We start from the raw sequence: 12,921 nt of genomic DNA, 5'->3' as shown, positions 1-12,921 counted from the left end.
TCACCTCCTCTTTCAAACGTGTTGCGAACCGGGTGGCCCGCCCGGAGTGCGGGCGGGCCACCTGGCTCTTCTGGATTAGTAGCGGTCGATCGTCGGCGGCTTCGGCGTGGACAGCACCTTGCCGGCCGTCGACTCCCAGGCAGCAGCCCATGCGCCGTCTTCGAAGGATTCTTCAAGGACGTCGTTGACGAAGTTGCGGAACTCGGTGTCGTCGAGCGCGAGCCCGATTCCATAGGGCTCCTCCGTGAACGGTTTGTCGAGAACTTCGAACTCGCCCGCGTTCTGGTCGGCAAGGCCGGCCAGGATCACGTTGTCCGTCGTCACCGCGGCGACCTCACCGCTGCGCAGCGGGCCGAGACAGTTCGAGTAGGTGTCGGTTGCGATCACGTTGGCGGTGTACTCCGCGATGTTCTTCTCCGACGTCGAACCGGTCACCGTGCAGACCGCCTTGTCAGCGAGATCCTCAGGGCCCTTGATGTCTTCCGGGTTTCCGGCAAGTACAAGCAGGTCCTGGCCGGCGCTGTAGTACGGGCCGGCGAAGGAGATGACTTCCTTGCGCTTGTCGTTGATCGTGTACGTTGCCACGACGAGGTCGACCTGGCCGTTCTGGATGAACGGCTCGCGGTTGGCCGACACGGTCTCGACCCACTCGATGTTCTCCGGCTTGATGCCGAGCTTAGAAGCGACCAGCTTGCCGATCTCGACGTCGAAGCCGACCGGGGTGCCGTCCGGGCCCTTGAGACCGAATAGCGGTTGGTCGAACTTGGTGCCAATGGTGATCTTGCCCGCGTCACTCAAGTCGGCCATCGTGGTGCCGGCCTCGAACTCCGGTACTTCCTCGACGGGCGCTTCAGACGATGGCGCGGCGCCGGAATCGGCACACGCACTGAACGTCAGAACGCTTGCGAGGGCAATGGCTGAGATCATCAGACCTTTTTTCAGCCTCATGGTTTCCTCCTGTTTGCTGTGTTGTCCTGCTCACCGATTAGTGGGCAAGTATCTTCGAGAGGAAGTCCTTCGCTCTCGCGCTCTGGGGGTTGGTGAAGAACTGCTCAGGGGTGGCTTCCTCAACGATCTCGCCCTCCGCCATGAAGATGACGCGATCCGCTGCCTTACGAGCGAAGCCCATCTCGTGCGTCACGACGATCATGGTCATGCCGTCTTCGGCGAGTCTGATCATGACCTCGAGCACCTCGTTGATCATCTCGGGGTCAAGCGCGCTGGTCGGCTCGTCGAGCAGGATGACCTTCGGGTCCATCGCCAGCGCACGCGCGATGGCCACGCGCTGCTGCTGGCCACCAGAGAGCTGGGCGGGCATCTTCTTGGCCTGATTGGCCACGCCAACGCGCTCGAGCAGCTCCATCGCGCGCTTGTCAGCATCTTTCCGCGACATCCCACGCACCTTGATCGGCCCGAGGGTGACGTTCTCAAGCACGGTCTTGTGTGCGAAGAGGTTGAACGATTGGAAGACCATACCGACGTCGGCCCTGAGGTGCGCCAGCGCCTTGCCTTCCTTCGGCAACTCATGGCCATCGATCGTGATGATGCCGTCGTCGATGGTTTCGAGGCGGTTGATCGCCCGGCACAGGGTCGACTTGCCCGATCCACTCGGACCGATCACCACAACGACCTCGCCGCGGTTCACCACCGAGTTGATGTTCTTCAGAACGTGCAGTTCCCCGAAGTGCTTGTTGACGTCTTTGACAACAACGAGTGGTTCGCCTCGACGCACACTGATGTTCGAGGTAGCCGGTGACGGCGCTGTAGGCTCCATATCCCCAAACATAGGGGACCAGCGAACCGGATGCCCCCACATTCTCCGGACGGTTACTTATTTGTAATCGAGCTTCGCCCGCAGCCGTTCGACGGAGATTCTGTTCTAGAAGAGCACAAATCGCCCTGATTCACGCTATTCGACGAAAATCTCCGTCGAATGGTCAGGCGGTTGTATCTAAGAGCGGTGGGCGAACGCGCTCTCATACAGGCAGACGGAGGCCGCGGTCGCGAGATTCATCGATTCTGCGTTGCCGTAGATCGGCACGGTGATGGCACGATCCGCTAGTTCGATGCTCTCGTCCGTCAGGCCGCGGGCTTCGTTTCCGAACAGCCACGCGGTCGGAGCAGCGAGCACACCGGCCGAGCGGGCGGTGAGCAGGTCATCGCCCTTGACGTCGGCGGCGAGCACCTGGAGCCCAGCGGCCCGTGCCCGGCCCGCCACATCGTCGAGGGTGGCGCCGACGGCAACGGGAACATGGAAGATCGAACCGGTTGAGGAACGGACGACCTTGGGGTTGTACAGGTCGACACTGCGACCGGTGAGGATCACAGCATCGGCACCGGAGGAATCTGCCGCCCTGATGATGGTGCCGGCGTTGCCGGGGTCGCGCACCTCTTCGAGGATGGCGATGAGCTGTGGCTCCCCGGCGAAGATGTCTTTTACCGAGGTCGGGAACTGACGACAGACGGCAACGAAGCCTTGCGGAGTCACCGTATCGGCCATCGCCTCGAGTACCTGCTCGGTGACAAACTCCACCTCGATGCCGGCTTGGGTTGCCGCTTCTGCGATGTCGGGATAACGCTCGAGTGCTGTCGGAGTCGCGAAAAGGTCGACCACCAGCTCCGGGCGGAAGGTCAGCGCCTCTGCGACGGACTGCGGCCCCTCGAGGAGGAACAGCCCGGTCTCGGCTCTGGCGCTGCGCTTGGCCAGTTTGGCCACGGCGCGCACACGCGGCGAACGGGGATTATCAAGCATGTTCTAAGCCTACTTGGCGCTCACTCGTTCAAGGGGCAACCCGCCGAGGGGCCCAGACACAGAACGGGAGCCGCCGACCAGATGGCCAGCGGCTCCCGTGAAAACTGCAGGTATTGCTACGCGGCGTCAGCCTTCGGAGCCGACGTGTCGGCGGGAAGAGCAGCCTTGGCGGTCTCCACGAGCCCCGCGAACGTGGCGGGCTCATTGACGGCCAGTTCGGCGAGGATACGGCGGTCTACCTCAACGCCGGCCAGGCCGAGGCCCTGGATCAGGCGGTTGTAGGTGAGGCCGTTCGCGCGCGACGCGGCGTTGATGCGCTGAATCCACAGGCGACGGAAGTCACCCTTGCGGGCACGACGGTCGCGGTAGCTGTAGACGAAGGAGTGGGTGACCTGCTCCTTGGCCTTGCGGTACAGACGCGAACGCTGTCCGCGGTAGCCCTCGGCGCGCTCGAGGATGACGCGACGCTTCTTGTGGGCGTTGACTGCCCTCTTTACTCTTGCCATTTTCCTGAATTCCTTACGTTACGAAGGTCTAGCGACCGAGAAGCTTCTTGATGACTTTGCTGTCGGCCTTGGCCAGCACCTGGTCCTGGTTCAGGCGTGCCTTGCGCTTGGAGGCCTTGACCTCCAGGTTGTGACGCATGCCGGCCTGCTGCTTCATGATCTTGCCGGTACCGGTGACCTTGAAACGCTTCTTGGACCCGGAGTGGGTCTTCTGCTTAGGCATTCTTTTCCTCCTGTTTCGCTGCTTTGTCAGCAGCACGATGTGCGAGGGCCTCGCCCTTGACCTCTGATTTGTTTTTCAGGGGGCCAATGACCATGACCATGTTTCGACCGTCAATGGTCGGAGTCGATTCGACAGAACCGAACTCCGCGACATCTTCGGCAAATTTCTGGAGCAGTCGCACACCCTGGTCTGGGCGGGACTGCTCACGACCACGGAACAAGATCATGGCCTTGACCTTGTCGCCTCCCTTGAGGAAGCCTTCTGCGCGCTTGCGCTTGGTCTCATAGTCGTGCTTGTCAATCTTGAGACGGAACCTGACCTCTTTCAAGATCGTGTTCGCCTGGTTGCGCCTGGCCTCCTTGGCCTTCTGCGCAGCCTCGTACTTGAACTTGCCGTAGTCCATGATCTTGGCAACCGGCGGCTTGGAATTAGGGGCTACTTCGACCAGATCGAGGTCTGCCTCCTGTGCCAGTCGCAGGGCAACATCAATCGCCACGACCCCGACCTGCTCGCCGCCGGGACCGACAAGACGAACTTCAGGGACGCGAATACGGTCATTTGTACGGGGATCGCTGATGCGTCACTCCTCTACTCAATACTTCGTGACTACAACCAGACGACGGATGCCGCTGGCGACGAAGCGAGGAGAATCACGTGCGCAGGCACTCGCGAATTGTTCTCGCAACCTAAACACGACACCCTGTCTACCTTCGCAATGCTGGAGACCAGCGCCGCGACGGCGGAGTGTAATCGACCCGGTAACCTTGATGAAGCGGTATGCGCGGGTGGGAGATTCTCCACTTTCGTACCGAGATTTACATCTCGGAGCCCGGATGAGTCTAGCAGAGGATGGCAGTGAGCGACACTACGGCACCGAATACCCCCGATCTCCGGTTTCCGGATGAGGATGACGCCGCCCAGGCGACCAGGGACATCGCCGATGTCGCCGCCGTGGAGGTCATCACCACCACGGCCGTACACCTGATGAGCGCGGCAGCCGTCAAGTGCGGCCTGGCTGACGACCCGGAGTCACAGACAGACCTCGACGAGGCCAGAAAACTGATCACCGCCCTCGCCGGCCTGGTGACGGCATCCGCCCCCGACATCTCCGACATGCACGCCAGGAGCCTGCGCGACGGGTTGCGTTCCCTGCAACTCGCGTTCCGCGAGGCATCTGCCATTCCAGACCCGATCGGCCAGGGCCCTGGCGAGAAGTACACCGGCCCGGTCAACTAGGCGCATTGCGCGCCATCTGCGCGCTCATGCTCCACGCACGCATGGCGCATGAGCGCGTAGTTGGCGCGTCGTGATAAACCGTCAGTCGCAAGCGCTCCTGTGCAGCAAGAAGACGAGGTCACCGCGATCGTCATTCTCTATCCGGTCCTGAACGAACCCCACTCGAGCCAGCGCGTGCAACGAGGCAACGTTCCATCCACGGACGGTCGCCCAGACCTCGGGGAAGCCTGCCCGATGGGCTTCAGCGACCACGGCTGCCGCTGCAATGCTGCCGTAACCCTGGCCTTGATCTGCGTGGCGGACCTCGAAACCGATCTCGGGATGCGGCCCGGTCCGGCCCATGAACAACCCGGCACTCCCAACCAAGGCCCCATCGCTGCGTCGAACTGCGTACCAAGCGACACCGTGCTGCTCGCGCCTGGGAACGATCGCGTTCACATTCGGAACTCTAATCCTCGTCTCACCGCCGCGCGCCATTTGCGCGCGCATGCGCCATGCGCGCATGGCGCATGCGCGCGCAATTGGCGCGTCGTGATGGACGACCTGGGGCGGACGGGGTTGACGCTGGGAAACGGCGGCGTAGGCTCCGAAATATGACGAACGAATCCTCCAACGAAGAAGCAGACGCGGCCGGCGACACGACACCGGATGACAAAGCGAACCTCGGCGACCTGGGCGATGTGAGTCACCCATTCGACCAGACGAATGGCATCGTCGACGGATTGGAAGGCAACAGCGACGGTCAGGCGGAGGAAAATACGTCTGACTCGACAAAATCCGACGTCGATGCCAGCCGGCCAGGCGACGAAAGCGACGAGGGCGGCAACGTCACCGGGCCGATTCCGCCAACACCCATGCACTGAGCACAATCAGACCTGGCAACGGGGGCACCAGAAGGTGTCTCGCAGCTCCAGTTCTGTGCGACCGAGCCGGCCTCGCTCGATGCGCGTGCCACAGCGCCTGCACGGTTCGCCATCCCGCCCGTAGACCCATAGCTGCCTCCCCCGCCTGGTGTCGCCCGTCGTCGTGCGCACCCGTTCCCGGTTCGCCGTGATCAGGCGGTGCGCCAGCGCGATCATCCCTGGCACGTCTGACACCCGCGATTCCGGCTGGGTCGGTAGCACTCCCCTCAGGAAGCACAACTCGTTGACGTAGACATTGCCGAGCCCCGCGATATTGCGCTGGTCGGCGAGCGCCACCGCAACCGGCACGTCGCCATGCTCCTCAAGCCGGCGAACCGCTTCTTCCGCATCCCAGCCTGCGCCGAGCAGGTCTGGCCCGAGGTACGCGAGCAGCTCCGCCTCACGCTCGATCGGCACGATCTCGAGCACCCCGAGTTCGAAACCCACGGTGACCCATTCCGCCGTCTCCAGCACGGCCCTCGCCTGGAAAGCCGGCCGCTTCCAGGAGGTGCCATGGCGGTAGAGGTGCCAGGAACCCTCCATCTTCAAATGCGAGTGGATACTCACCTCGCCGATCCGCATCAGCAGGTGCTTACCCCTGCTGGCCACCTCGTGCACGGTCTGGCCGGTGAGGTCGACGGTGGCGAACTCCGGCACCCTGATGTCGCACCGCGTCAGGACTGCGCCGTGCAACGCTGCATCCAGCGTTCGTGCCGTCTGGTAGACGGTGTCGCCCTCAGGCATCCGTTCCCCTGGACAGCAGCGGTCGCACGTTCAATTCGAGAACCGTAGGCCCTGTGGCGTGACCGAGAAGCCGGCGTCTTGGAGTGCCTTTCCGAGCGGTGTTCCGATCACAAACTGCCCATTGGCGGTTTCGACTCGGATTCGGTCCACCCCTCCCCCGGTGACGATGTCGGCGAGCGATCGCGCAGCACCGACCAGGCGGTCTTCCGCGTCGGTGAAGGCCAGCATCGACTTGCCCCCGCGTTCGATATAGAGCGCCAGCTCGCCGTCGACCAGCACCACGAGAGCCCCTGCTTTCCGCCCCGGGCGATGAGTGGTGCCCTCCGGCAGCGCCGGCCACGGCAGGGCGGCGCCGTACGGGTTCGCCGGATCGGTCGCGGCCAACGTGAAGATCGAGGCCGCGCCGGCCCGTTCATTCGAGCCGTCTGACACGTAGCTGCGCAGTCTGTCGATGGTGCCCGCCGTCGCGAACTGCGCCGCGCCCAGGCCCTCGATGAAGTAGCCACGGCGGGCCCGGCCGGTCTCCTCGAAGCCGCTCAGGGTGCGGTAAACCAGCGCAAACCCCCCAATGACGCCCTCATTGGTGACGGCGCCTCTGGTGACCACGCCGTAGCGCTCCAGCAGGGTCTCACCGAGGGCGTGCGCGCGCCTGGTGCTCGACTCGTCTGCGAGTGGAACGATCGACCAGCGCCCTGCAACGATTGGCGGCCCGCCCCTGCTCGGCAGGCTCGGTCGTGGCAGGCTGCGTCCGCGGCCCATTCTCGCCCTCGGCGCCGACCTCGTGGGCTTGTGCGCACTGCGACCGCCGGAGATCAGCGAACGCACCGGCGCGAAAGTATCGTTGTTCACGAGACCGGCCCACACCAGTTCCCAGAGCGCGAGCACCAGGTCGGCGTCGTCCTGGCTGCCGACCGCATCCGCCAGTTGCCGGAAGAAATACCCCCCGCCGCCGCCCAGCGTGGCGAGAACCTCCTGCTGCATCAGTGTGGCGTCGAAACCGAGAGCGACAGGCAGGGTGAGAGGGGCCGTCTCCGCCAGGTGCAGGCTGATCCAGCCGTCCCTGGCCGCCGAACCGGTGGAGCCGGAGAGCGACCCGGAACCCGCCCAGAGCACCTCCCCCGTCGCGGTCAGCTCGTCGAGCATCGCCGAACTGTAATCGGAGACCCGCGCGGGCAGAATCAGCGACTCCCAGGCCGACGCGGGAACGCGAGCGCCCTCCAGCTGTTCGATGACGGATGCGACGCCGTCAAGTCCTCGAAGCCGGCCGCCGACATGCTGCCAGGCCGGCAGGAAGCGCCCGAGCGTGGCGTGGTCGACCGGTTCCACCTCGTGCCGAAGCGCGGCAAGGGAACGCTGGCGAAGCCGGCGCAGTACCTCAGCATCGCACCACTCTGCTCCAGCACCGTGCGGCCGGAACTCCCCCTCGATCACGCGGCGGGAATCGGCGAGGCGACGAAGTGCGCCGAGGGCGACGGATGTGCCCAGGCCGAAGCGTTCGGCGACATCCGTAGCGGTGAACGGGCCGTGAGTGCGGGCGTAGCGGCTCACCAGGTCGCCAAGAGGCTCGGCGACCGACTCGGTGAAGACCGAAGAAATACCGAGCGGAACCGGCACGCCAAGGGCATCGCGCAGCCGGCTGGCGTCTTCAATCGCCGCCCACCAGTCGTGCCCGGCGAAGCTCACCCTGATGGCTCTCCGCGCTGCTACCAGGGCGGTGAGGTGTTCCAGCGCCTGGTGTTCCAGCGCCTGGTGTTCCAGCGCCTGGTGTTCCAGCGCCTGGTGTTCCAGCGCCTGGTGTTCCGGCGCCTGTGCGTCGGTGGTGGCTCCCTCAACGGGCGCCAGCCGTTCGCTGACCTCCGCGACGGTCTGTGGTCCGAGTGTGCGCAACAGGTCGGCGACGCCCTCCAGCCCGCGTGCCTTCCGGTCGTCGGCCAGACGCTGCAACTCCCGCTCGGTCAGCTCGAGCACGCCCGGGTCGAGCAGCTCACGGAGTTCAACGCGACCGAGCAGGTCGGCCAGCAGGCCGGCATCGAGCGAGAGCGCGGTGGCGCGGCGTTCTGCGAGCGGGGAGTCGCCCTCGTACATGAAGGCGGCCACGTAACCGAACAGGAGCGTCGACGCGAACGGGCTGGCGGCATCCGTCGTCACATCAACGAGGCGCACGGTGCGGCTGGCGATCTGTCGGGCGAGGTCGGTCAACGCCGGCAGGTCGTAGACGTCTTGCAGGCACTCGCGAACGGTCTCCAGGATGATCGGGAACGTCGGGTAGACGCGCGCAACCTCGAGCAGCTGGGACGCCTTCTGCCGCTGCTGCCAGAGCGGCGAGCGCTTGCCGGGGTTGTACCGCGGCAGAAGCAGTGCACGAGCGGCGCACTCACGGAAACGGGACGCAAAGAGGGCGGAGCCGCCGACCTCCTCCGTCACCAGCTGCTCGAGCTCGTCTGGGTCGAACACGAAGAGCTCTCCGCCCGGCGGTTCGGACTCTGTGTCTGGAATGCGCACGACGATGCCGTCGTCGCTGGCCACGCAGGCACCGTCGATGCCGAACCGCTCCCGCACCCTGGCACCGACGGCGAGCGCCCAGGGCGCGTGGACCTGCATGCCGAACGGTGAATGCAGCACCACCCGCCAGTCGCCGAGTTCATCACGGAACCGTTCGACGACCAGCGTGCTGTCGGTGGGAAGGTGCCTTGTCGCTGCCCGTTGCTCGTCGAGGAAGGCGAGCAGGTTGTTCGTCGCCCGTTCGTCGAGGCCGCCTGCTGCACACCGGGCGCGAGCTTCGGTCGGTTTTGCCGTCCCGATTTCCCTGAGGAATGCGCCGACGGCGCGGCCCAGTTCGGCCGGCCGGCCAAGCCCGTCGCCCTTCCAGAACGGAAGCCGACCCGGTTGCCCGAATGCCGGCACCACCAGAACGCGGTCGTGAGTGATCTCCTGGATGCGCCAACTCGTCGCTCCCAGGGCGAAGACGTCGCCGACCCGGGATTCGTAGACCATCTCTTCGTCGAGCTCGCCGACCCGCTTGCCGGTTGCGGTATCCCCGCCGACCATGAAGACACCGAACAGGCCGCGATCGGGGATGGTGCCGCCGCTGGTGACGGCGAGACGCTGTGCTCCCGGTCGGCCGGTCAGTGTGCCGTTCTCCCGGTCCCAAAGGATGCGCGGGCGCAACTCGGCGAACTGGTCGGAGGGGTATCGCCCGGCGAGCAGATCGAGTGTGGCCTCATACGCGGATCGCGGCAGGGTGGCGAAAGGGGCGCTCCGGCGCACGCTCTCAAACCACTCGTCTGCGTCGATCGGCTCCAAGGCGACGGTGGCAATGGTCTGCTGCGCGAGGATGTCGAGGGGGTTCGTCGGTACGGCCAGCGACTCGATCAGACCGGCCTTCATCCGCTCGGCCGCGACAGCTGAGTGGATCAGATCGGCCCGGTGCTTGGGAAAGATCACACCGCGTGACACTTCACCCACCTGATGCCCTGCCCTGCCGACGCGCTGGAGACCGCTGGCGACGGACGGCGGCGACTCCACCTGCACGACAAGGTCGACGGCCCCCATATCGATGCCGAGTTCGAGGCTCGACGTCGCCACGACACAACGGAGCCAGCCCGACTTCAGGTCGTCTTCGATCATCGCCCGCTGTTCCTTGCTCACCGAACCGTGGTGCGCACGGGCCAGCAGCGGCGGAGCGCCCTCGCTCTGGCCGCTGCCTCCCATTATCTCCGCGGGCGAGCGGCGAGGCGAACTGCCTCCGGCCTCGAGAACGGCGCCGGCTGAGACGTCGCTTGACACAGCGACGGATGCAACCGGCTCACCCTCCGCTTCCGCCTCCATCCGCTCGGCATAGATCTCGTTGAACCGGGCTGTGAGCCGTTCGGCCAGCCGCCTCGAATTCGCGAACACGATCGACGACGAGTGCGCGAGCACCTGGTCGACGATCGCCTCCTCCACGTGCGGCCAGATCGAGCCGGTGCGCGGCGTGCTTGCCGCCGCCGAACCCTCTTGGGGCGGCGCGGCACCGAGCTGGCTCATGTCTTCGACCGGCACGACCACGCGCAGGTCGAACCGCTTCTGGGCATCTGGCGCGACGATCTCGACCGGAGCCGACCCGCCGAGGAATCGCGCGACTTCCGAATGCGGCCGCACGGTCGCCGAGAGACCGATTCGCTGAGCGGGCGTGGCCAGCAGTGCGTCCAGTCGCTCCAGGGAGACAGCCAAGTGCGCGCCGCGTTTGGTGGCGGCGACCGCGTGGATCTCGTCGATGATGACCGTCTCGACACCTCGCAACGACTCGCGCGCGGCCGAGGTGAGCATCAGGAACAACGATTCCGGCGTGGTGATCAGGATGTCGGGAGGAGTCTTCACGAGCGAGCGCCGGTCAGCGGAGGGGGTGTCACCGGAGCGCACGCCGACGCTGACGTGTGGCGGCTCGGAGCCCAGCCGGTGAGCGGCCTGGGTGATTCCCACCAGTGGAGCCTGCAGGTTACGTTCGACGTCGACACCGAGGGCTTTCAGCGGGGAGATGTACAGCACCTTGGTGATCGGCGTCGCCGTCGCCGTCGCCGCGGCATCCGTCACATGACTCGCGGCGAGACGGTCGATCGCCCACAGGAATGCCGCGAGGGTCTTGCCGGAGCCGGTCGGGGCGACCACCAGTGCGTGTGAGCCGCGAGAGATCGCATCCCAGGCTCCGAGCTGCACGGCCGTTGGCGCGGCGAACGCCTCGCCGAACCACGCGCGAGTGGCCGGCGAGAAGCGCCCCAGTACCTCAGCCATCTCCCCATCTTCGCCCACTCCACTGACACTCCCAACCGTGCAGCAGGGCGACTACTTGTGTTCTATGCGGAATCCTCCTTCACCAGAAGGTGCTGACGTTGGAGGAGTCGGCGCGGAGGAGGATGTGAGGTCGTAGCTCGGACCTTCCGCCCGGCGTTGTCTATTCGGGAAGCGAGTCGACGGGCGGGTCTGCCTCTCCCTGCCAGAAGTTCCATTTGTAGCCCCACGGATCCGCGACCGTAAAGGTCCACGGCCCATATGGTTGCTTCTCGGGCGGAGCCAGGTTGAGTCCAGGGGCCGCCAGGGCGACTCTGGAGAACTGAGCGTCAATGTTGTCGACGTGCACCACCAGAAGCGCGCCGCCACCCTCGTTGGCTCCGGGCGCGCGGCCCGAAATAGAGATCCGGCAGTCGCCGGCGACGATATCGGCTTCCTTCGTGGTCTGACCACCCATTTTCCATCGAGTGGAGGGGCCGAATCCCAGCACGCGTTCAAGCCAGTCAAGTGCGGCGTCGGCATCCGCGTAATACAGGTAAGGGATTACTTCGGTGATTGCCATCGCAACTCCTTCGTATGCAGGGATCATATTGCGAATTGCTGATTTGGGGCTGCTCGGCACGATTAAGAACCATGGAGAATTACAGAATGAACTCTGGATTCTTGCTCGACATACCTCGAAAAGACGTCGATGAGCTCCGCGACCGGCTCCGGCACACTCGATGGGCGCCAGAGTGGCCGGTCACTGGCTGGACGGCGGGCACCGACCAGTCCGAGCTGCGCCGCCTGGTCTCCTACTGGGAAGACGGTTTCGATTGGGAGGCTCAGCAGCACCAGATCAACGAGCTGCCCTGGCAGAGCGCCACGATCTCTGGCACTTCCTTGAGTTATCTGAGATTCGAGGCTGAGAGCCCCGGGGCGCTTCCGATCGTCCTGACCAACGGATGGCCGAGCACAGTTCTCGAACTCGTCGAACTCGCGAGGCGCCTTGCCACCCCGTCCGCGTATGGCGAAGACGCGGCAGACTCATTCACTGTCATCGTGCCGGCCCTGCCCGGGTTCCCGTTCTCCCCGCAGCGCCCGACTCATGCCGAGCAGACCCACGAGATCTGGCACCGGCTGATGTTCGACGAGCTCGGCTTCGAGCGCTACGCCGCCCACGGGGGCGACCTGGGCGCCGGCATAACGTCGCGACTTGCCGAGGCCCACCCGGAGTCGGTGGTCGGAATCCACCTTCTCGCAGTGGCCGCCCCAGCCGACGTCGATTCAGCGTCGCTCACGAGCGGAGAGCAGGCATACCTGGATGAGGTGCAGTCCTGGGTGAGCGCGGAGGGTGGGTACCAGCACGAGCAACAGACCCGTCCACTCAGTCTCGCACCGGCACTTTCCGACTCTCCGGTTGGCCTCCTCGCGTGGATCATCGAGAAGTACCGGGCGTGGAGCGACTCCGACGGAGACCTGTCGGCGCGATTCAGCGACGACTTCCTGCTCGCTCAGGCGTCTCTGTACTGGTTCACGAACTCGACTTCGACGTCGTTCCGGCCCTACTGGGAGTTCGCGGCCGGTCTGACGACGCGGGTACGGAGAGTCGACGTGCCGACTGCCGTCGCGGTGTTCCCGCGCGATCTCACGCAGCCGCCTCGCAGCTGGGCTGAGAGGACATACAACGTGGAGAGGTATTCGACGATGCCGCGTGGCGGGCACTTCGCACCACACGAAGAGCCAGACCTGCTCGCTATCGACCTGAGGGAATTTCTCCGACCGCTGCGATAGAAAGAGCAATCACGCGAC

13 protein-coding genes are annotated in these 12,921 nt (G+C 65.0%); 3 read left to right on the top strand and 10 right to left on the bottom strand.

What is annotated here, in order from left to right; genetic code table 11:
* Positions 1-75: 75 nt before the first annotated feature.
* The 6 genes from K323_RS0119890 to infC form a co-directional block, all read right to left on the bottom strand.
* The gene (locus K323_RS0119890) at positions 76-948 is read right to left on the bottom strand and encodes a glutamate ABC transporter substrate-binding protein (protein ID WP_026851893.1); all 873 of its coding nucleotides are present in this window, start codon (positions 946-948) and stop codon (positions 76-78) included.
* A gap of 37 nt (positions 949-985) precedes the next feature.
* Entirely contained in the window at positions 986-1,774 is a 789-nt protein-coding gene (locus tag K323_RS0119885) for an amino acid ABC transporter ATP-binding protein (RefSeq protein WP_026851892.1), read from the bottom strand.
* Positions 1,775-1,951: 177 nt separating this feature from the next.
* Positions 1,952-2,752 carry a TrmH family RNA methyltransferase gene (locus tag K323_RS0119880; RefSeq protein WP_022887020.1) on the bottom strand — a complete coding sequence of 267 codons (801 nt, stop codon included), beginning with the start codon at positions 2,750-2,752 and terminating at the stop codon, positions 1,952-1,954.
* Positions 2,753-2,868: 116 nt separating this feature from the next.
* Positions 2,869-3,258 carry a 50S ribosomal protein L20 gene (gene rplT, locus K323_RS0119875; protein WP_022887019.1) on the bottom strand — a complete coding sequence of 130 codons (390 nt, stop codon included), beginning with the start codon at positions 3,256-3,258 and terminating at the stop codon, positions 2,869-2,871.
* Between the two features lie 28 nt (positions 3,259-3,286).
* The gene (rpmI, locus tag K323_RS0119870) at positions 3,287-3,481 is read right to left on the bottom strand and encodes a 50S ribosomal protein L35 (protein WP_022887018.1); all 195 of its coding nucleotides are present in this window, start codon (positions 3,479-3,481) and stop codon (positions 3,287-3,289) included.
* Positions 3,474-4,058 (bottom strand): translation initiation factor IF-3, encoded by a 585-nt coding sequence (gene infC / locus K323_RS0119865; RefSeq protein WP_084697513.1) that lies wholly within the window; start codon positions 4,056-4,058, stop codon positions 3,474-3,476. Before infC ends, rpmI begins: the two co-directional genes overlap by 8 nt.
* 278 nt (positions 4,059-4,336) lie before the next feature.
* On the opposite strand from infC, the gene K323_RS0119860 reads away from it, so the two are divergent.
* Positions 4,337-4,717: a DUF1844 domain-containing protein gene (locus K323_RS0119860; RefSeq protein WP_026851890.1), complete on the top strand. Its 381-nt coding sequence runs from the start codon at positions 4,337-4,339 to the stop codon at positions 4,715-4,717.
* Between the two features lie 81 nt (positions 4,718-4,798).
* Here the strand turns inward: K323_RS0119860 and K323_RS30105 are convergent, their stop codons facing one another.
* Positions 4,799-5,155 (bottom strand): GNAT family N-acetyltransferase, encoded by a 357-nt coding sequence (locus K323_RS30105; protein WP_051147447.1) that lies wholly within the window; start codon positions 5,153-5,155, stop codon positions 4,799-4,801.
* 155 nt (positions 5,156-5,310) lie between these two features.
* Between K323_RS30105 and K323_RS0119850 the strand changes: the two genes are divergently transcribed.
* The gene (locus K323_RS0119850) at positions 5,311-5,580 is read left to right on the top strand and encodes a hypothetical protein (RefSeq protein ID WP_022887014.1); all 270 of its coding nucleotides are present in this window, start codon (positions 5,311-5,313) and stop codon (positions 5,578-5,580) included.
* A gap of 6 nt (positions 5,581-5,586) precedes the next feature.
* On the opposite strand, the gene K323_RS0119845 is transcribed toward K323_RS0119850, so the two are convergent.
* The 3 genes from K323_RS0119845 to K323_RS0119835 all read right to left on the bottom strand — a co-directional run bounded on the left by K323_RS0119845 (position 5,587) and on the right by K323_RS0119835 (position 11,692).
* Positions 5,587-6,363 carry a DNA-formamidopyrimidine glycosylase family protein gene (locus tag K323_RS0119845; RefSeq protein WP_022887013.1) on the bottom strand — a complete coding sequence of 259 codons (777 nt, stop codon included), beginning with the start codon at positions 6,361-6,363 and terminating at the stop codon, positions 5,587-5,589.
* A gap of 30 nt (positions 6,364-6,393) precedes the next feature.
* Positions 6,394-11,133: an Lhr family ATP-dependent helicase gene (locus tag K323_RS0119840; RefSeq protein ID WP_022887012.1), complete on the bottom strand. Its 4,740-nt coding sequence runs from the start codon at positions 11,131-11,133 to the stop codon at positions 6,394-6,396.
* 160 nt (positions 11,134-11,293) lie between these two features.
* Positions 11,294-11,692, bottom strand: coding sequence for a VOC family protein (locus tag K323_RS0119835; RefSeq protein WP_022887011.1), 399 nt, complete (start codon positions 11,690-11,692; stop codon positions 11,294-11,296).
* Positions 11,693-11,778: 86 nt separating this feature from the next.
* Between K323_RS0119835 and K323_RS0119830 the strand changes: the two genes are divergently transcribed.
* A complete protein-coding gene (locus tag K323_RS0119830; RefSeq protein WP_022887010.1) occupies positions 11,779-12,903 on the top strand; it encodes an epoxide hydrolase family protein in 1,125 nt (374 codons plus the stop codon).
* The last annotated feature ends 18 nt before the right edge of the window (positions 12,904-12,921 follow it).

This window comes from Glaciibacter superstes DSM 21135 (genome assembly GCF_000421145.1).
Classification (GTDB): domain Bacteria; phylum Actinomycetota; class Actinomycetes; order Actinomycetales; family Microbacteriaceae; genus Cryobacterium; species Cryobacterium superstes.
Note: the sequence above shows the minus strand (reverse complement) of the source record. Positions and strands in the feature narration are given on the sequence as shown.

Bases quoted from the DNA above. Each gene is read 5' to 3' on its own strand.
- K323_RS0119890 (WP_026851893.1), bottom strand. From the start codon at position 948: ATGAGGCTGAAAAAAGGTCTGATGATCTCAGCCATTGCCCTCGCAAGC.
- K323_RS0119885 (WP_026851892.1), bottom strand. From the start codon at position 1,774: ATGGAGCCTACAGCGCCGTCACCGGCTACCTCGAACATCAGTGTGCGT.
- K323_RS0119880 (WP_022887020.1), bottom strand. From the start codon at position 2,752: ATGCTTGATAATCCCCGTTCGCCGCGTGTGCGCGCCGTGGCCAAACTG.
- rplT (WP_022887019.1), bottom strand. From the start codon at position 3,258: ATGGCAAGAGTAAAGAGGGCAGTCAACGCCCACAAGAAGCGTCGCGTC.
- rpmI (WP_022887018.1), bottom strand. From the start codon at position 3,481: ATGCCTAAGCAGAAGACCCACTCCGGGTCCAAGAAGCGTTTCAAGGTC.
- K323_RS0119850 (WP_022887014.1), top strand. From the start codon at position 5,311: ATGACGAACGAATCCTCCAACGAAGAAGCAGACGCGGCCGGCGACACG.
- K323_RS0119845 (WP_022887013.1), bottom strand. From the start codon at position 6,363: ATGCCTGAGGGCGACACCGTCTACCAGACGGCACGAACGCTGGATGCA.
- K323_RS0119840 (WP_022887012.1), bottom strand. From the start codon at position 11,133: ATGGCTGAGGTACTGGGGCGCTTCTCGCCGGCCACTCGCGCGTGGTTC.
- K323_RS0119835 (WP_022887011.1), bottom strand. From the start codon at position 11,692: ATGGCAATCACCGAAGTAATCCCTTACCTGTATTACGCGGATGCCGAC.
- K323_RS0119830 (WP_022887010.1), top strand. From the start codon at position 11,779: ATGAACTCTGGATTCTTGCTCGACATACCTCGAAAAGACGTCGATGAG.